The sequence below is a fragment of the Nitrospirillum guanabarense genome (assembly GCF_034653355.1).
Lineage (GTDB): Bacteria > Pseudomonadota > Alphaproteobacteria > Azospirillales > Azospirillaceae > Nitrospirillum.
This window is the reverse complement of sequence record NZ_JAYEER010000002.1, coordinates 397,908-417,005: the sequence shown is the minus strand read 5'-3', so window position 1 is coordinate 417,005 and position 19,098 is coordinate 397,908. Positions and strand designations below refer to the sequence as shown.

The following is a 19,098-nucleotide window of genomic DNA, read 5'->3' as shown; positions in this document are numbered from 1 at the left end:
CCCGGCCTTGTCGCTTTGCCGTCCCCGAGGTCCCTCCCCATGCCCATCGCCACGTCCTTCGCCCTGGCGTTCAGCCTGTCCATGGACGCCTTCGCCGCCTCGTTGGGCAAGGGCGCCAGCTTGAACCGCCCCGGCGTACGGGAGGCGGCCCGGGTGGGGGCGTATTTCGGCCTGTTCGAGCTGGCGGCCCCCATCCTGGGCTGGGGCCTGGGCCTTTCCTTCGCCCATTACATCGAGGCCTACGACCACTGGATCGCCTTCGGCCTGCTGCTGATCGTGGGGGGCCGCATGGCCTGGCTGGCGTGGAGGAACGACGATGAGGACAGGCCCAAGGCCCACCGGCATTCGCCCCTGGCGCTGGCCATGACCGCCATCGCCACGAGCATCGATGCCACCGCCGTGGGCATCACCCTGGGCTATATGAACGTCGACGTGCCCACCACCATCGCCCTGATCGGCCTGGTGACGTTCACCATGGCCTTCGGCGGGGTGATGCTGGGCCGGGCCGCCGGTCCCGTGCTGGGCCGCTGGGCCGAGGTGCTGGGCGGCCTGGGCCTGATCGGCATCGGCGCCAAGGTGCTGTACGACCACACCCTGGGAGGCCTTGGCGGTTAGTCAGGCGCCAGCGCCTCCAGCCGGGCCAGGTGAGGCGCCTGGGACGCTTCGTCCAGGAAGGAACCGGTGATGCTGTTGCGGGCCAGCCGCATCAACTGCGCGCGGTCCAGGCGCAGAGCCGCCGCCACGCCCACGTAGTTGTCCAGCAGATAGCCACCGAAATAGGCCGGATCGTCGGCGTTGACCGTGGCCTTCAGCCCCAGGTCCAGCATGCGACGCAGGGGATGGGATTCGAGGTCGGGCACGACGCAGAGCTTGAGGTTGGACAGCGGGCACACCGTCAAAGTCGTGCCCTGGTCCACCAGCCGCCGGGTGAGGGCCGTGTCCTCCAGCGCGCGGTTGCCATGGTCCAGCCGGTCCACGCCCAGGATGTCCAGCGCCTGCCAGACGTAGTCGGGCGGCCCCTCTTCCCCCGCGTGGGCCACCAATTTCAAGCCCCGCTCGCGCGACGCCTGGAACACCCGCGCGAACTTGGACGGCGGGTTGCCCACCTCGGATGAATCCAGGCCAACGCCCGCGATGCGGTCCAGGTAGGGTTCCGCCACCTTCAGCGTGGCGAAGGCCGACTCCTCATCCAGGTGGCGCAGGTAGCAGAGGATGAGCCGAGACGTGACGCCCAGATCCCGTTCCGCCTCGGCCATGCCGGCCAGAAGGCCGTCGGCCACCACCTGGAAAGGGATGCCCCGGTCGGTATGGGTCTGCGGGTCGAAGAAAATCTCGGCGTGCACGCCGCCATCAGCCGCCAGCCGGCGGAAATAGGCCATCGCCAGGTCGCGGAAATCCTCCTCCGTGCGCAGGACCTGGGCGCCCTGGTAATAGATGTCCAGAAAGTCCTGGAGATTGGTGAAGGCGTAGGCCGCCCGCACCTCCTCCACCGTTCGGAAGGGCAGGTCCACCCGGTTGCGGCGGGCGAAGTCGAACATCTGCTCCGGTTCCAGGCTGCCTTCGATGTGCAGGTGCAGCTCCGCCTTGGGCAAACCACGGATGAAATCGGAGAGAGGATCGGTCATCGGGCGGCCTTTCATGATCGCAAGAGCGACCAGTGTAGCCCCAGCACCGCCGCTGATAACAGGCCCTCCCGCGGCGCCGTTAAAAAGCCGATTACATCTGAGGAGGGTATATCAATCGTGCATACTCGTTTAACGGGTGGATTGATGCCACGCATCTGATAGATTGCACCCCAATAACTCAACCAGAGGCGGCGCAGGCCGCGAAGAGGGGGTGGAGCATGCTGAGATATCCGACGCGGGGCGCGTCACTGAATTGGAATTTGGGGACCGGCGTCGCCGCCCTGGGCCTGATGCTGCTGGGGGCCAGCCAGCCGGCCGCGGCGCAGAGCACCTTCGCCAACCCGCCCAGCCTGCCGCAGACGGCGCCGGTGAAGGGCTCGGCCAACGTTCCAGGCCTGCCCAAGGCGCCGTCGGCCGTCAGCCTGGCCGACAGCCCGGCGGCGCATGCCGGCAAGGAGCGGGCTTTCGACCTGCATATCCAGTACACCGACGCCGCCCTGTATGACCCGGGTGAGCAGCGGTACCAGCGCGTGCACCTGCGCAGCTATGTCGGCACCGGCGTGTCGCCCGGCACGCCCTACGTGGCGCCGGAGATCGACGTGACGCCGGGCGACACCGTGCGCATCACCCTGCATAACGATCTGCCGACCGATCCCAGCTGCAACGATCACAGCATTACGCCGGACACGCCGCACTGCTTCAACGGCACCAACCTGCATTCCCACGGCTTGTGGGTCAGCCCCACGGGCAACAGCGACAACGTGCTGATCTCGCTGAACCCGGGCGTCAGCTTCCAGTATGAGTACAACATCCCGGCCGACCATCCGGCCGGCACCTTCTGGTACCATCCGCACCGCCATGGCTCGACGGCCCTGCAGGTGGGCAGCGGCATGGCCGGCGCGCTGATCATCCGCGGTGACCGCAAACCCACGCCCCAGATCAACGGCGACCTTGACACCCTGCTGATCGGCGCCGACGCCAAGCCCCTCAAGGAACGCACCCTGGTGTTCCAGCAGATCCAATATTACTGCCTGGACGACAACAAGACGCCGACCTGGGACTGCAAGGCCAATCAGACGGGGATCATCGAAACTTACGGCGCCGTTCAAAACCCCCCTGGAACCGTCCCTCCGACCAGTGACGAATTCAGCCCCGGCAGTTGGGGCCAGTCGGGGCGCTGGACCAGCATCAACGGCGTCATCATGCCCACCTTCACCGACGCCCAGGCGGGCACGGCGGAACGCTGGCGCCTGATCCACGCCGGCGTGCGTGAGACCATCAACGTGGAATTCCATAAGATGGCGGACACCACGACCGCCACCGCCCGCCCCACCAAGGGCGGCGCGGATAAATTCGTCGACACGGTGTGCACCGGCCCCGCCGTGCCTTACCAGGTGGTGGCCGCCGACGGCCTGACCATGGGCAACACCCTGACCAACACCAACACCACCCTGCAGCCCGGCTATCGCTATGACCTGCTGGTGGTCTTCCCCGAGCCCGGCAACTACTGCGTGACCCAGAGCCCGATGGGCTCCGACGTCACGGTCAGCCGGTCCGGCACGCTGCGCAGCCTGTTGGGCGTGGTCACCGTGCGGGGCGGCATCCGCACCACCGATCCCATCCAGACCCTGGTCAACACCCTGGTGGCCTCGGCCCAGAAGAACATGCCGGCGGACGTCCGCAATCAGATCGTCGCCGACCTGACGACCAGGGACGCCAAGGGCAAGCCCAACATCCTGCTGACCCGCTTCGTCCCCCATCCCACCATCCAGGAAGGCGAGGTGACGGGCAATCCGACGCAGGAAATGCTGTTCTATCTGGGGCCGAAGGATCTCAACAATCCGAGTGGCCCCGTCATCTTCACCGTGGGCAACACCTTCCAGCTGGGCCCCGATGGCCGACCCCAAACCCATTCCTATGATCCGGCCCGCGTGGATCGGCCGCTGATCCTGGGCCAGGCCCAGACCTGGGAACTGCGGTCCTATGGTGTCAACCACCCCTTCCACATCCACGTGAACCCGTTCCAGATCGTGGCCATCCTGGACCCCGACAACAACGATGTCAGCGCCCCGGGCTATGTCGAGAAGGATGGCGATACCCAATACGCCGGACTGCGCGGCGCCTGGAAGGACACGCTGTGGGTCAAGACCAAGATCCCGTTCGGCGCCACGCTGACGGACAAGACCAAGGGCTATTACCGTCTGATCGTCCGCACCCGGTATGAGCGGTACATCGGCGAATACGTCCTGCACTGCCACATCCTGGACCATGAGGACCAGGGCATGATGCAGAATGTGGAAATCGGCGTGGGTGACGGCAACGGCGGCCTGGCCAAAGCCCACCACTGATTCTCCCGGCCATCTCTCCTGACAGCGGCCCAGCCCTCACCGGCTGGGCCGTTTTTTATGCGGTGGCCGTACGGGCGCCATCCCGCGAGGGCCTCGTCGGGCAGGGCCCGGACTGGTCCCGGTGGCAGGACCTCCGCGCACCATTGGTTGGTAGGGCCCCGCGATTCCTGCACGTTGGGGTTAACCTTCATGACACTCCAGTGAATGTTTATATAAATTCAAGTGTCTGCCTACGGACGTAAGCGGCCAGACGGAATAAATACAAATGCAATATAAACACTGCGTAAATACGTTTGTATTCGTTTTCTAACTCGTTGGTAGTAGATTTTTACGCAGCTCGCCCTCTTAATATTGCCTTAATAACTGCCTTCCTATTCTTTGGGTTAGGGCCGTGACTTGAGGCGGAGGGATGCCGCATCCGGACGAACGGCCAACTATCCTTGCCGGGGAAAGAAATGGTCGCTTTCTATAAGCAAATCATAGACTTAGATATGCTCGCCGAACTGGTGGAGACGGATGACGCCTCCCTGGGCAAGGTTTGCCTGGCCTCTGATGGGCGATATCAGGTCCGGGAATTCCATTTGGATGGCTTAACAAACCAGGTGGCCACCTATCTGGCGGCGGGCTTCTGCGGGCGGGCGGAACAGGACTTCCCCCACCTGACCTGTGCCTGGGGCCGGGCCCGTGTCGGCTCCACGGCCATGGCCAACCTGTTCGGCGTGGCCGGCCTGCCGTCCTATTACCAGCCGACCAAGGCGGTCATGCGCCATGTGCTGGCGGCCGACAGTCCTGGCCCCTGGGCCGTTCCCCTGGCCGACCAGGCGCCGCACATCTTCTGCAAGGATGTGGCCGGTCCCTATCTGAAGGCGGAGTGCCTGTATATCCCGCTGCAGATGCTGATCGAGGCGGGCTACCCCGCCAGCCGCCTGCACCTGGTGGTGCTGGACCGCGAACCGGTGCACGCCCTGGCGTCCTGGCTGCGCAAGTGGTCCCACCGGATCAGCCGCGACCAGCTGCTGGAGAACTTCGTCATCGCCACGCTGAACGCCGGGCGGGTCGAGAGCTATGCCCGGCGCCAGGGCGTGCCGGTAACCCACTACGTCCACGAGGCGGCGCGGCAGCCGGTGCTGTCGGTCGCCGCCTTGTTCCGCCGGCTGGGCCTTTCCGATTACTTCGCGCCCGAAACGGTGACCAGCTGGCAACTGATGGACAGTCTGGACGACAGCAACTCGCGCGTCCTGTTCCCGGTGGAGCCCGAGGTCTACGCCGCGCCCGGCCTGCACCAGCAGGCGGGCGGCATCGGTTGCTACGCCTATCAGGACCGGGACCGGGGGGCGGTCACCGACGCGGATCTGGATCTGCTGCGCCGCCATGGCGTGGATGAGGTCTACGCCCGCAACGCCGCCGCCTGCGCCCGCGACCTGGGTCTGCCTCGCGGTCTGTTCCGCGAGGACGACGCCCCGTCCGCCGCCGCCGTCGCCTGACCCCGTTACGCCCTGCGCGAGAGATCCGATCATGCTCAACAAACTGAAGATTTCCCACCGGCTGGCGCTGTTCATGCCCATGCTGGTTCTAGCCCTGGGCCTGGCTGTCGGCTTCGCCCTGACCACCCTGCGCCATACCCTGACCGAGGACCGCAAGGAGGAGCTGAAGCAGATCCTGATGGTCACCCGCGGAGTGGCGCAAAACTGGTACGACCGAGAGCAGTCGGGAGAGCTGACCCGCGCCCAGGCGCAGAAGGGCGCGCAGGACGATATCCGCAAGCTGCGCTTCGGCAATGGCGAGTACGTCTACGTCAACCAGTACGACGGCCTGACCATCGTCCACATCAAGAAGGAGTTCGAGGGCAAGAACCGCATGGACTTCAAGACGGCCGATGGCGTCGAAACCGTGCGCCTGGGCATCGAGGCCGCCAAGCAGGGCGGCGGGTCCTTCACCTACACGTATCCGCGGCCGGGCAACAAGGGCGGCCCCGCCCAGAACTTCCCCAAGATGACCTACAGCCTGGGCTTCGAGCCGTGGCAGTGGGCGCTGGGCACCGGCATCTACGTCGACGACATCGACGATATCTATCATGATATATTGATGGATATGCTGATGCTGACCACCCTGGTCGTGGTCGCCGGCGGCCTGGTGGCCTACCTGCTGGCGCGCAGCATCGCCAAGCCCCTGAAGCTGATGACCGAGCGCATGGGACGCCTGGCCGACGGTGACCTGACCGTCGACATCCCCCTGCTGGACGACCGCCATGAGATCGGCCGCCTGGCCCGTGCGCTGGAAGTGTTCAAGCGCAACGGCCTGCGCAACGCCGAACTGACCCAGGCCCAGTTGGCCGAGCAGCAGGAGAAGCTGCGCCGACAGGAGGCGGTGGAAGCCTCGCTGGCCGACTTCCAGCAACGCACGGCCCGGGTGCTGAGCAGCGTGGTGCACGCCTCGGAAGACGTGCGCAACCATTCCTCCGGCCTGGCTGACATGGCAACCCAGAGCCGGGGCATGGTGGAGATGGCCAACCATGCATCGACCGAGACGACCGGCAATGTGCAGATGATCGCCAGTGCGGCCGAGGAACTGGCCGCCGCCGTGGGCGAGGTCAACAGCCAGGTCACGCGCTCCACCGACATCGCCCAGCGCGCGGTGACCCAGGCGGAGGAGACGGGCGTCACCATGCAGGGCCTGGCCGACGCGGCCCAGAGCATCGGCAACATCATCCAGGTCATTCAGGAGATCGCCGGCCAGACCAACCTGCTGGCCCTGAACGCCACCATCGAGGCGGCCCGCGCCGGTGAGGCCGGCAAAGGCTTCGCCGTGGTGGCCAGCGAGGTGAAGACCCTGGCCAGCCAGACGACCAAGGCCACGGACGAAATCCAGGGCTACATCACCGGTATCCAGCAGGAAACCACGCGCGCCGTGGAAGCCATCGGCAGCATCGCCGCTGTGGTGGGCGACATGCGGACGATCGCCACCGCCATCGCGTCCGCCATGGAACAGCAAGGCGCCACCACCTCGGAAATCGCCCGCAACATCAACCAGGCGGCCATGGGCACCCAGCAGGTCTCGACCAACATCGTGGGCGTGGCCGGCGCAGCCGAGCAGACCAGCCAGTCGGCCAACGCCTTGCACACGGCGTCGGAAGCCCTGCGCCAGGACGCCGACGCCCTGAACGCCGAGATCACCGGCTTCTTCGCCCGCCTGCGCGCGATCTGAGAAGAGTTACGGGGGAGGAAGGGCGGCGCGCCGGCGACGGGGCGCCGCCCTTTCGATTAACGCGCCTTGGTCTTTTCCGGCAGGCTGGTCTCCTCCTCCGACGGCAGCGCCTCCACGGTCCACCCCCCGCCCAGCGCCCGAATGAGGGCCACGTCGGCCTGCACCTGACGGGTGTGCAGGTCCAGGCTGCTCTGCTGCGCCTCCAGCAGGGCGGTCTGCGCCGTCACCACCTCCAGGTAGCTGTCGGCGCCGTCCCGGTAGAGGTTGGTGGCCATGTCCAGGGTGCGCTGGGCCGCCAGGGTGCCGGCGTCCTCATCCTTGGCGGCCGTCCCCAGCCAGCGGATGGCGGCCAGGTTGTCCTCCACCTCGCGGAAGGCGTTCAGCACCGTCTCGCGATACTTGGCGGAGGCCTCGTCATGCTGGGCCGCCGCCTTGGCCAGGCCGGCGTCCAGCCGCCCGCCCTCGAACAGCGGCAGGGTGACGCCGGGTCCCACCGACCAGAAGGCCATGGGCAGCTTCAGCAGGTTGAAGCCCGTGTCCTGGAAGCCGCCCACCGCCTGCAACGACAGATCGGGGTAGTAGGCAGCGCGGGCCACGCCGATGCCGGCGTTGGCGGCCAGCACGTCGCGTTCCGCCGCCGCTACGTCCGGCCGGCGCTGCAGCAAGGTGGAGGGCAGCCCCGTCGGCACAGCCGGCAGGGCCGGCGTCCACCGCGCGGGCGCCAGGGTGAATTCCGCCGGCGCCAGGCCCACCAGGGCCGCGATGGCGTGTTCCATCTGCGCCCGCTGCGACGCCACCTGCGAGACCTGGGACCGGGCGGTGTCCAGCTGGGTTTCCGCCCGCGACACGTCCAGCCCGGCCACGATGCGCCCCTGGAACATGGTTTGGGTCAGGCTGAGCTGCTTCTCATAGGCCGTGACCGTGTCGGCCAGGATGTGGGCGCGTTCATCCAGGCCGCGCAGCGCGAAATAATCGCTGGCCAGTTCGGCCTGCAACCCGAGCCGCACCGAGGCCAGGTCCGCGGCGCTGGCCTGGGCTTCCGCCCGGCCGGCGGCCACCTGGTTGCGCACCTTGCCCCAGAGGTCCAGCTCATAAGAGGCGGAGGCGCCGATGGTGTTGGCGCCGTAGACGTTGCGCTGCCCGGCGCCGCGCAGGGGGCGGTCCTTGGACTGGCGGTTGGTGCTGATGCTGGCAGTGCCGTCCAAGCGCGGCAACAGGCCGGCGGAAACGGCGGCGGCATCCGCGCGCGCCTCGTCATAGCGGGCCAGCGCCACGGCCAGCGTGGGGTTGGCCGCTTCGATCCGGTCCTCAAGGCCGTTCAGCACCGGGTCGTTGAAGGCCGTCCACCAGGGGCCGCGCGCCTGCTGGTCCGCCGGCTGGGCCGGCTGCCACGGGGCGCCGCCGGCCTCCTTGAAGGCGGGCGGCAGGTCGAGGTGCGGCGGCTGATAATCCGGCGCCAGGTTGCAGCCCGCCAGCGCCAGCAGCGCGCCACCGGCCATGAGAGACTTCGTGAAAGACATGGCTGTTACCGGTCCGCCTTCGCCGTGGTGCCCGTGGCCGCTTCCGCCACCTTGTCCGCCCCCTCACCCGCACCGGCCAGGCGCACCACATCGCCCGACACCAGTGTCTCGGGCGGGTTGTCGATGATCTTGTCCGTGGGGGTCAGGCCCGCCACGATTTCAACGCTGTCACCCATGTCGCGGCCGATGGTCACCGGCTTCAGCTGGGCCTTGCCGTCGGGGCCCAGCACGGCCACCTCGGCCCCCTTGTCGCTGGGGACCAGGACGGTCGCCGGGACCTTCACCATGTTGGCATCGCTGGGCACCTGAAAATGCACCTCGGCGAAGGTGCCAGGCGTCAGCAGACCGTCCGGGTTGTCGGCCTGAAGTTCCACCAGCATGGTGCGCGACGCCTGGCTGACGGCGTTGGCCGTGGTCACCAGCGTGGCGTCGAAGTGCCGGCCGGGATATTGCGGCAGGTCGAAGGTGGCCTTGACCCCCGGGGTCAGCAGGCTGGCGAAGGCCTGCGGGATCTGCACGTACAGGCGCATGCTGTGCAGGTCCGACACCTGGAACAGTTCCTGCCCCGTCCCGCCGCCAGCATTGATCAGGGCGCCCACGTCGGTGGTGCGGGCGGTGACGACGCCGTCGAAGGGCGCCACGATGCGTTTGAACGCCGTCAGCGCCTCCAGCCGGCGGACGTTGGCGGCGGCACTTTCCACCGCCGCCCGCTTGGCGGCGCTATCGCCTACCTTCTCATCTGCCGCCTGCTGCGACACCGACTGCGAGGCCACCAGCGCCGCCCAGCGCTTGGCCGTCAGGTCCGCCAGCTCGGCGGTCGCCTTGGCCTTGGCCAGGTCGGCCTTGGCCTGTTCCAGCTGCTGGTCCAGGTCGGGGGTGGCGATGGTGCCCAACAGGTCGCCCGCCTTCACCTTGGCGCCGATATCCTTGTCCCAGCTTTTGAGGTAACCGCTCACCCGGGCGTAGATCGGCGCCTGGGTATAGGCCTGCAGCGTACCCGGCAAGGTCAGCGTCTGCTGCGCCGCCCCCCGACTGACCGGCGCCAGCGCCACGGTGGGAACGGCCTGGTCGGCGTTCCACTGGACCAGTTCGCGGGTCGCACGGGCACGGTCGGTCAAACCGACGACGACGATGGCGCCGGCGGCAAGCAGCGCCACCCCACCCAGCAAGGCCAGGCGGCGGGGATTGGGGGTGGTGATTTGGGCGGTGGACATGATCGGGTCGCTCCTATCCGGGACGGCGGCTGCGGCTCAAAGGAAGGGGTGGGATCGGGAAGGCTTAAACGGGGGCCGGCGCGGCTTGCCCGCCGGGCTCACGGGCCCGCTCATGGTCACGGGCGTGCACCAGGCTGAACAGCGCCGGCACCAGGAACAGTGTGGCCAGCGTGGCGAAGACCAGCCCACCGATGACCGCGCGGCCCAGGGGGGCGTTCTGCCCCGGCTCGATGGCCATGGGCGCCATGCCGATGACCATGGCCAAGGCCGTCATCAGCACGGGGCGGAAACGGGTATGCCCCGCCTCCATGGCGGCGGTCAGGGCGTCCACGCCGGCGGCCAGCCGTTCCCGGGCGAAGCTGATGACCAGGATGCTGTTGGCCGTGGCCACGCCCATGCACATGATGGCCCCGGTCAGCGCCGGCACCGACAGTGTGGTGCCCGTGCCGAACAGCATCCAGATGATGCCGGCCAGCGCGCTGGGCAGGGCCATGACGATGACGAACGGGTCCATCCAGGATTGGAAGTTCACCACGATCAGCAGGTAGATCAGCACGATGGCGAAGGCCAAGCCGATGAACAGCTGGTGGTAGGCGCTGGTCATGGTGGTGACCTGGCCCTGGATCTCCACGTGGCTGGCCCGCGGCAGGTCCGCCACCATGCTGTCCACGGCCTTCTGCACATCGGCGGCGATGGCGCCCAGGTCGCGATCTTTGGGCGTGGCGTAGATGTCGATGGTCGGACGCACGTTATAGTGGGTCACCACAGCGTCCTGCCGCCCCCGGCTGATCTGCGCCAGGCCGCCCAGCAACTGGCTGGACTTGCCGGCGGCGGCCGGCGTCAGCGGCATGGTCTGCAGGCCGGCCAGGGTGTCGATGTCGCGCTGCGGCGTTTGGATGGACACGGGGTAGGAGATGCCGTTCCTGTGATTCAGCCAGAAGGTCGGCGCCGTTTGCGTGCTGCCGGCCAGGGTGTCCAGCATGGTGGTCGCGGCATCCTTTTCGGTGAGCCCGACCAGGCCCGCCAGCGACCGGTTCACCGCCACCTTCAGCGACGGCAGCTGGAAGGCCTGTTCCACCCGGGCGTCGGCCACGCCGGGAATGCGGGCGATCTTGGCCAGCAGCTTGTTGGTGTAGGCGCGGTTGGCCTCCAGGTCGCTGCCGACGATCTTCACGTCCAGCGGCGCCGGCAGGCCGAAGTTCAGCACCTGGGTGGTGATGTCGGCCGGCAGGAAGGCGAAGGTGGTACCGGGAAACAGCCGCGGCAGGTCGTGGCGCAGGATGTCCACGTAGTCGTCGGTGGGCGCGTGGTCTTTGTTCAGCGCGATCAGGATGTCGGCATCCTCCACCCCGATGGTGCCGCTGTTGCCGTAGGCCATGTTGATGCCGCTGACCGGCAGGCCGATGTTGTCGACCATCCCGCCCAGGTCCTTGGATGGGATCACATGGCGGATGGCCTCGCCGACATGGTCGCAAAGGCGGCTCATCTCCTCGATGCGCAGGCCGGTGCGGCCGCGGACGTGGATCTTGATCTGGCCGCCGTCGACGGCAGGGAAGAAATTCCGCCCCAGGAAGGGCGCCAGCCCGAACGTGCCCAGCGACACGGCCAGGAACCCGCCGATCATCCAGCGGCGGTTCTGCAGGCCCAGCAGCAGCAGGCCCTGGTAGGTGGACCGCACCGCCTCGAACCCGCGTTCGAAGGTGCGCTGGAACTTCACGAAGGGATTACGCGTGGGCGCACCGTGGACATCGGTGTGCAGGCCATGGCCGGCGTGGGCCTGGTTGCGCAGCAGATAGTTGGCCAGCGTCGGCACCAGGGTGCGCGACAGCACGTACGAGGCCATCAGGGCGAACACCACCGCCTCCGCCATGGGGCGGAACAGGAAGCCGGCGACACCGCCCAGGCCGAACATGGGCACGAAGGCGATGCAGATGCACAGGAGCGACACGGTGGCCGGCACCACGATCTGCTTGGCGCCGTCCAGGATGGCGGTCTCGATGGGCTTGCCGTGTTCCAGGTGCCAGTTGATGTTCTCGATGGTCACCGTGGCATCGTCCACCAGAATGCCCACCGCCAGCGCCAGCCCGCCCAGGGTCATGACGTTGATGGTCTCGCCCAGGACGGACAGGGTGGTGATGGACGCCAGAATGGCCAGGGGAATGGACACGGTGATGATGAGCGTGGACCGCCAGCTGCCCAGGAACAGCAGGATCAGCAGGCCGGTCAGGCCGGCGGCGATGACACCCTCGCGGATCACGCCGCTGACCGCGTCCTTGACGAAGATGGATTGGTCGCCGATGGGGGTCAGGGTCACGCCGTCGGGCAGGGTCTTCCGCACGTCTGGCAGGCGCTTGTAGACGCCGGCGATGATGTCGAGGGTGGAAGCGGAGCCGGCCTTCAGCACGGACATCAGCACCGCCTTCTTGCCATCCACATGCACCACGTTGGTCTGGGGCGGGCTGCCGTCGTGGACATTGGCGACATCCCGCATATAGACGACGGCACCGTTCACGGTCTTGATCGGCAAGTCGTTGAATGTGCTGATGTCGATCGGGGAGTTGTTCAGGTCGACGGGGTATTCCAGCTTGCCGATCTTCTGCGTGCCGGCCGGGGTGATCAGGTTCTGCACCGACAGGGCGGCGGCCACGTCGTTGGCCGACAGGCCGTAGGCGTGCAGGGCCTGCTGGTTCAGGTCGATCTGCACCTGGCGCACCTTGCCGCCATAGACCGAGGGCAGCACGGCACCCGGCACCGTCACCAGCTGCGGCCGGATGGAATTCTGCGCGATATCGTTCAGCCGCGTTTCCGACAGATGGTCGCTGGACAGGGCCAGCTGCAGGATGGGCACGCTGGCGGCGTTGAAGGTCAGGACCTGGGGCGGGTTGATGCCCGGTGGCATCTGCTTCAGCACCGTCTGCGAGATCGCCACCACCTGGGCCTGGGCGGCGTTGATGTTGACGCTGGGCTGGAAGAACACCTTCACCACGCCGAAGCCCTGCATCGATTGGGATTCGATATGCTCCACATCGTTCACGGTGGAGGTCAGGGAACGCTCGTAATAGCCGATGATGCGCCCCGCCATGTCGTCGGGCTGCAGGCCGTTATAGGTCCACACGACGGCGATGACGGGGATGCCGATGTCAGGGAAGATGTCCGTCGGCGTCTTCACGGCCGACGATACGCCGAAGATGAGGATCAGGATGGCCATCACGATGAACGTGTAGGGCCGGCGCAGCGCGATCTTGACGATTTCGATCATGACGGCGCCCCCCCTGTGAACGAAAGTGGGCGGCGCGGGGCTGGCGATGGTCATTCATGATGCGGTGCGACACGTCTCGTGATCCCTCGAGAGCGGGTTCGGGAACCCAACACCTTGGGAAATAGGGGACGTCTCAACGAATTGGGATTAAATAATTTTTTTGATTGCGGCGCAAAATGCCGCCCAAAATTGCGCAAGCGTCGCGGTTAAACGGCTGGGGTTTCAGCGTCCTCCAGCCTTACTGCACCGCAGATAAGGGCGATGACGGCGCCCGAATCATCGCCATCAATCACCAATTTGAAACCGTGCAGGGTTGCGATGGCCTGCACCAGCGACAGGCCCAGGCCGTTGCCCTGGATGTGGCGGCTCTTGTCCAGGCGGTACAGGCGGCGGACCACGGCCGCCCGTTCCGCCGCCGGAATCCCGGGCCCGGTGTCCGACACCTCCACCACCGGCACGGCATCACCGCCAATAGCGCCCATGCCAGTGCGGATGACGATGCGCCCGCCCCCGGGCGTGAACTTCACGGCGTTGTCCACGAGGTTGGCCACCGCCTCGATCAGCAGGTCACGGTCGCCGGTCACGAACAGAGGTCCCCCGGCCTCCTGTGCCAGGGTCACCCCCTTGGCTTCGGCCAAAGGTTCGTAGAGATCGAAGACCTCGCCCGCCACCTCCGCGAGATCCACGGTGGTGAAGCCCGCCTGGCGGCGGCTGTCTTCCAGCTCGGCGATGCGCAGCAGGGCCGTGATCATGCCGAACGCCTTGTCCAAGTCGGCCAGCGCCGCCTCCGCACCGCGGCGCAGTTCCTCCGGCTCCTCGGCGGCCAGCCCTCGCTCCAGCTTGGCGCGCATGACCGACAGGGGGGTGCGCAGATCGTGCGCTATATTGTCGCCCACCGCCCGGATCTCATCCAGCAGATGGACGATGCGGTCCAGCATCTGGTTCACCCGGGCCGACAGCTGGTCTACCGCGTCACGGTTGCCGGACAGGGGCAGGCGCTCGCGCAAGTCGCCACCCATGATGCGTCCTATGGTCCGCTGCACCGTCTGCACCCGGCGACGGGCCCGCGCCCCGCCCAGGACACCGGACGCTAGCACCAGGGCCACGGCGGGCAGCAGGCCGGCGATCAGGGTGCGTGCCACCACCCGCTGCAGGGCCAGCAGCTCATCCATGGCCCGGCCCAGCACGACGGTACCGCCATCCGCCCGCTTGGCCGCGGCTAGGATGGCCGGCTGGGGCTGGTCGGTATCGTTGGTCCGGATGTCCAGGCGATGCCCCTTGTCGTCCAGGGGCAGGTCCGGCGGCAGGGCATCCAGGTTGCCGTAGCGCCGCTTGCCGTCGGCATCGAACCAGGCGGCCACGGTGACGCGGTGATAGTCCGACATGATGCGGACCTGCAGCTGGTAAAGCAGGATGTCGTCGCGCGTCTGTGCGGCCAGCGCCGCCTCCCGCACCAGGTCGCGCTGCATGCGCCGCGTCTCCACCTCGCTGGTCTGCCAGTAGATGAAGCCGAAGATCAGCAGCATGCCGACGGAAAGCGCCACGGCGAAGCCCAGCGCCAACCGGAACGGCCCCGCGCGAAACAGCTCAGTCCGCCGCACGGAGCATGAACCCGGCGCCGCGCACACGATGGATCATGGGCAACTCACCCACCTCGTCGATCTTGTGGCGTAGTTTGCCCATGTGGACGTCGACCACGTTGGTCTGCGGCACGAAACGGTAGTGCCAGACATCGGTCAACAGCATGGCCGGCGTGATCACCTGGTCCGGCCGGCGCATCATGTACTCCAGCAGCTTGAATTCCCGGGGCAGCAGCGGCACCTCCCGTTCCCCCGGCGCACGGTGCGGCTGAGCAAATCCATCTCCAGCGATCCCACCCGCAGGGTGGTGGCGCGGGTATCCGGCGGGCGACGGCGCAGCGCCTCGACGCGGGCCACCAGTTCCGCCACGGCGAAGGGCTTGGTCAGGTAGTCGTCGCCGCCGGCGTTCAGGCCGCGCACCCGGTCATCGACCGAACCCAGCGCGCTCAAGACCAGGATCGGGGTGGCGATGCCCTCATCCCGTAGTCCCTGCACCATGTCCAGCCCGTCCATGCCACCGGGCAGCATGCGGTCGGCGATAACCACCGCCACGCTGCGATCGACGCGCAGCACCTCCAGCGCCGCGGCGGCGGTGACGGAATGGCTGACGGTATATCCCCGGGCTTCCAGACTGGTGACGATCTCCCGCGCCATATCGGGCTCGTCTTCAACCAGGTGGAGGTGGGCGATGGTGTCGGAGGCAGGCATCAAGGGCAGTTCCAATACGGTCCTGCCCCTTAATCTAGTGCGTCCCCGCCGTCTTGGGAATTAGGCCACGGCGATCCACACCTGCGAATGCCGGGCGTGGCCGCGGCTCTGCCCCTCCGGTTCCCCGGTGGTATCGGCGGCCACCACCTGGCCTTGGGCGCCGATGGCGTAGTTGATGCCGGAGTCGGTGCCGCCGACGCCGCCGGCCGCCGATGGCAGACGGTTCATGCGGGCGTAGTTGGGGATGGCCAGCATAGGCGTGCCATCCTGCCACTGGCCCTTGAGGGCAACCACGCCGCCCAGCAGGTCGGGCCGCCATTCGGCAGTCACCGGCGTGGCCGCCAGCGGCTGGTCAATGGACAGCTGGTCCGCCTTCTCCACGTTGTAGACCAGCGGGCCGTAGCGCAGGGCGACCTTGCCCCGGGTCGCCTCCACCTTGTCGTCGCCCGTCACGCGCTGCACGGCCAGGGGCAGGACGAAGTCGACGCGGTCACCGGCCGTCCATTCCCGCTCCACCACCGCATAGCCCTTTTCCATGCGGTACTGCACGGCCTTGCCGTTCACCGTCAGGCTCTCCAGCCCGCGCACCGGCGGCGTGGCGGTGTAAAGGGCGCTGGTGGCACGATCGGGCACGCGGATGCGCACGGCGAAGGATGTTGTCTTGGCCGGGTTGACGGTCAGGGCGACCGCCCCTTCCCAGGGGTAGTTGGTCTTCTGCACCATCTCCACCGCCGTGCCGGCGACATCGCCCACGTTCACCCGGCTGCCGATGAAAAGGTTCACGTTCACGCCCGCCTTGTCCTTGGCATAGGCCCAGGTGGGCACCATCAACAGGGTGCGCGGGATGTTGCCGACGCAACAGGGGCAGACGTGCCAGGTGGTGCGTTCGGTATCCACCAGCGGGTTGGTGTAGCAGAACGTCTGGCCGTCCAGCGCCGTGGAACCCAGCAGCGCATTGTACATCGTTTCCTCATAGAGGTCGGCGTACTTGGCGTCGTGATAGGCGATGTTGAGCTTGTACTGGAAAAAGATCAGGCCGCAGCTGGAGCAGGATTTACAGTAGGCGTCGTTGCGCAGGGCGTAATTCTCACCGAAGCCCTCCGCCGTGTCACCGCTGCCCACGCCGCCGGTGACATAATACTTCTTGTTTACCATGTTGTCCCACAGGGACAGCACGGCGCTCTGGTAATCGATGTCGCGGGTTTCGGCCGCGATGTCCGCCATGCCGGAGTAGAAGTAGACGGCGCGCACGGCGTGGCCCACCGCCTCGTACTGCCGGCCGGGTGGCAGATGGCTCTGGTCGTATTCCGACCCGCCGCGACGGCTGTCCAGCAGGAAGCGCGCCAGCCGGATGTAGGCGTCGCCGTGGCCCTGCCCTTCCATGTCGTTGACGAAGCGGCCGAAGCGCACCAGCGCCTGCTCCATCTCCTGGTGCCCGTCAAACCAGTCCTTCTTGCCCGGGCCGATGTTGGCGACCCAGCAATCCGCCAGCTTCTTGGCCGCGTTATAGAGGCGCAGGTCCTTGCCGCCCGTCAGGGTGTGGTGGTTGATGGCGGATTCGATGAAATACCCCGCGACATAGCCCTCATGGTTGCCCCGCTGCTCCGGCGACCAGCGCGCCGGCCATTTGGCGCGGTCGGCCAGGGTGTAGGCGGTTTGCAGATAGCCGTCCGGCTCCTGCGCCGCCAGGATGACGGGTATCCATTCCCCCAGCTTGCGGCGCATCAGGTCCTGCGCCGCGATGATCTCCTTGTCGTCCTGCGGGTCGACCATCAGGGCGATGCACATGGATTCCACCGTCTGGTGCACCCAGGCGTTGGAAAAGACATAGCCTTTGTGGGCCGCGTGCGGCTCCCCGCGCAGGGCCTTGGCCGCCTCGATGAAATTGTCCAGGCCCCCCTGCCCGATCTTCAGGTCCGTGCGCTCGCAATAGTCGATGCAGTGGGGGATCCAGCGGGTGATCAGGGCCTTGGCCCGGGACGACCACAGGGGGCTGTCGATGGCGTAGGGGGTGGTGTAGACGACGTCCAGCCGTTCGTCCGGCGGCGGCGTTTCCGCCCGCACCTTCAGGGTGGATTGGGTGGTCTTGCCGTCCGCCTTGGCGCTGAGTTGCAGCACGTACTCGCCGGGGGCGGAGAAACGCGCGGTGGTGTCGACGCGGGTGGCGTCGGCGAAGCTGACGCCACCCGGCCCGCTGACCTTGTGCCACAGGGCCGCCGCGCCGGGGGCGGCGTCCAGGGTGCGCACCCTGCCGTCAAGGTAGGTTTGCCCACCCAGTACCACGGCTCGGTCCTGACCGGCGGTGACCAAGGGCGGGAACACCGGTACGGCGCCATGGCTCCACACCCGCCACTGCAGCACGCCGACGGAGGCCTTGGCCGCCGGATCGATGTCCAGGCGCAGCCGCGTGGTGGTGATGGGATCGAAGGTGGTGCGGTTATAGGCGTCGGGCGCCAAGCCCAGCCCCTGCGCGTTGCGCACCGGTACGAAGCGCTTGCCATCCCAGGCCGACACCCGCCAGCCGGTGGGCAAGGCCCCCTTCCAGCCGCCCAGCCACCAATAGACGTCAACCGCGTTGGTGCGCACCGGCACGTCCCAGCTGTATTCGATCCAGGCGGGACCGGCATGCGGCTCCGTCGCGAAGGCGCCCTCGGTATCATCCTTGGAGTTGGTGGGGGCGGCGTTGGTGTTGATGGCCGCCAGGCGCGTGCCGCTGGACCGGTTGGAGCAGCTTGTGCGGGCCATGACCGCCAGGTTGATGGGCGCCGACGGACTGGCCGCCAGGGCCGTACGGCCACCAGCCAGCCCCAAAGCCAAAGCGCCGCCGCCTGTGGCGGCCAGGAAGCGGCGCCGGTCGACCCCGTCCGGCGGCATCACGCGTTCATCGATTGGGCTGGCCTGCGCCCCGGTTCCGGAAACCGAGATCTGTTCAGGTGTGCTGGTCATATTGTCGTTGTCCCTCTGGCCGTCCGGGCCTGTCCGCTGATCATCAGCGGCGGCCCCGTACCTCCCTGCCATAGTATTATCATATGATTATATGGCGAGGTGGGTCAACCCGGGCAAGAGGTTCGGAAGAGATAACATCCCGACCTAGACGTTCTCCTTTAGGGAGCGGGGTTGGGTCATGCACCCGGCGAGTGAGCGGCAGGGGAGCATATCCCCTGCCGCTTCTCCTATATTTCCAACGTCTTACTTGGCGGCGGCCAGTAGTTTCTCAAACGCGGCCTTAGCCTTGCCGGTTTGCGGCACCGCCTTGGCGGCGTCAAGGTTGGTGGGCGTACCGACCACGACCACACCCACCATGCCCATGCCGTAGTGCGGCTTGCAGCGATAGCCGTAGACGCCCGGCTTGTCGAAAGTGACGGTGACGGACTCGTTGGGCTTGCCGGTGAAGGCCTGGGCGCCATCAGGCAGCATGCCGGGAATGCTTTCCACATTATGACCAGCGTCGACGGACTGGAAGGTCACCTTGTCACCAGGCGCGATCTTCACCAGCGCTGGCTCGAACACGAACATGCCGTCGGCGCCCTTGTTCAGCATCTTGACGACATGTTCTGCGCCAAAGGCCGGGCCCGCCAGGGTCATCAGGGCCACCAGCGCCAGGGGAAGGGACCGCATTTGCACTCTCCGTCATGAAAAT

At 67.0% G+C, this 19,098-nt stretch carries 13 protein-coding genes; 4 read left to right on the top strand and 9 right to left on the bottom strand.

Annotated features, from left to right (window positions below; genetic code table 11):
- Nucleotides 1–39 precede the first annotated feature (39 nt).
- Complete coding sequence (locus UAA55_RS08400; protein WP_322952232.1) at nt 40–615, top strand: manganese efflux pump MntP; 576 nt, start codon at nt 40–42, stop codon at nt 613–615.
- On the opposite strand, the gene UAA55_RS08395 is transcribed toward UAA55_RS08400, so the two are convergent.
- The gene (locus UAA55_RS08395; protein ID WP_322952231.1) at nt 612–1,625 is read right to left on the bottom strand and encodes an adenosine deaminase; all 1,014 of its coding nucleotides are present in this window, start codon (nt 1,623–1,625) and stop codon (nt 612–614) included. The two genes, UAA55_RS08400 and UAA55_RS08395, sit on opposite strands and share 4 nt — an antisense overlap.
- Nucleotides 1,626–1,843: 218 nt before the next feature.
- Between UAA55_RS08395 and UAA55_RS08390 the strand changes: the two genes are divergently transcribed.
- The 3 genes from UAA55_RS08390 to UAA55_RS08380 all read left to right on the top strand — a co-directional run bounded on the left by UAA55_RS08390 (nt 1,844) and on the right by UAA55_RS08380 (nt 7,177).
- The gene (locus tag UAA55_RS08390; protein WP_322952230.1) at nt 1,844–3,973 is read left to right on the top strand and encodes a multicopper oxidase family protein; all 2,130 of its coding nucleotides are present in this window, start codon (nt 1,844–1,846) and stop codon (nt 3,971–3,973) included.
- A 491-nt stretch (nt 3,974–4,464) separates the two neighbouring features.
- A complete protein-coding gene (locus UAA55_RS08385; RefSeq protein ID WP_322952229.1) occupies nt 4,465–5,457 on the top strand; it encodes a sulfotransferase family protein in 993 nt (330 codons plus the stop codon).
- Between the two features lie 31 nt (nt 5,458–5,488).
- Nucleotides 5,489–7,177, top strand: coding sequence for a methyl-accepting chemotaxis protein (locus UAA55_RS08380; RefSeq protein ID WP_322952228.1), 1,689 nt, complete (start codon nt 5,489–5,491; stop codon nt 7,175–7,177).
- A gap of 56 nt (nt 7,178–7,233) precedes the next feature.
- Here the strand turns inward: UAA55_RS08380 and UAA55_RS08375 are convergent, their stop codons facing one another.
- The 8 genes from UAA55_RS08375 to UAA55_RS08345 all read right to left on the bottom strand — a co-directional run bounded on the left by UAA55_RS08375 (nt 7,234) and on the right by UAA55_RS08345 (nt 19,076).
- Nucleotides 7,234–8,697 carry an efflux transporter outer membrane subunit gene (locus tag UAA55_RS08375; RefSeq protein WP_322952227.1) on the bottom strand — a complete coding sequence of 488 codons (1,464 nt, stop codon included), beginning with the start codon at nt 8,695–8,697 and terminating at the stop codon, nt 7,234–7,236.
- Between the two features lie 5 nt (nt 8,698–8,702).
- Complete coding sequence (locus UAA55_RS08370) at nt 8,703–9,911, bottom strand: efflux RND transporter periplasmic adaptor subunit (protein ID WP_322952226.1); 1,209 nt, start codon at nt 9,909–9,911, stop codon at nt 8,703–8,705.
- 64 nt (nt 9,912–9,975) lie between these two features.
- Complete coding sequence (locus UAA55_RS08365; RefSeq protein WP_322952225.1) at nt 9,976–13,170, bottom strand: efflux RND transporter permease subunit; 3,195 nt, start codon at nt 13,168–13,170, stop codon at nt 9,976–9,978.
- 206 nt (nt 13,171–13,376) lie between these two features.
- On the bottom strand, nt 13,377–14,771 hold the full coding sequence (locus UAA55_RS08360) for a sensor histidine kinase (RefSeq protein ID WP_322952224.1): 1,395 nt from the start codon (nt 14,769–14,771) through the stop codon (nt 13,377–13,379).
- The gene (locus UAA55_RS31260) at nt 14,758–14,991 is read right to left on the bottom strand and encodes a winged helix-turn-helix domain-containing protein (protein WP_416235172.1); all 234 of its coding nucleotides are present in this window, start codon (nt 14,989–14,991) and stop codon (nt 14,758–14,760) included. Before UAA55_RS31260 ends, UAA55_RS08360 begins: the two co-directional genes overlap by 14 nt.
- Complete coding sequence (locus UAA55_RS08355) at nt 14,949–15,458, bottom strand: response regulator transcription factor (RefSeq protein ID WP_416235171.1); 510 nt, start codon at nt 15,456–15,458, stop codon at nt 14,949–14,951. The genes UAA55_RS31260 and UAA55_RS08355 overlap by 43 nt, the downstream gene beginning before the upstream one ends.
- A 60-nt stretch (nt 15,459–15,518) precedes the next feature.
- Nucleotides 15,519–18,404, bottom strand: coding sequence for a glycoside hydrolase family 127 protein (locus UAA55_RS08350; protein ID WP_322952222.1), 2,886 nt, complete (start codon nt 18,402–18,404; stop codon nt 15,519–15,521).
- A 243-nt stretch (nt 18,405–18,647) separates the two neighbouring features.
- Nucleotides 18,648–19,076 (bottom strand): pseudoazurin, encoded by a 429-nt coding sequence (locus UAA55_RS08345; protein WP_322952221.1) that lies wholly within the window; start codon nt 19,074–19,076, stop codon nt 18,648–18,650.
- Nucleotides 19,077–19,098 lie beyond the last annotated feature (22 nt).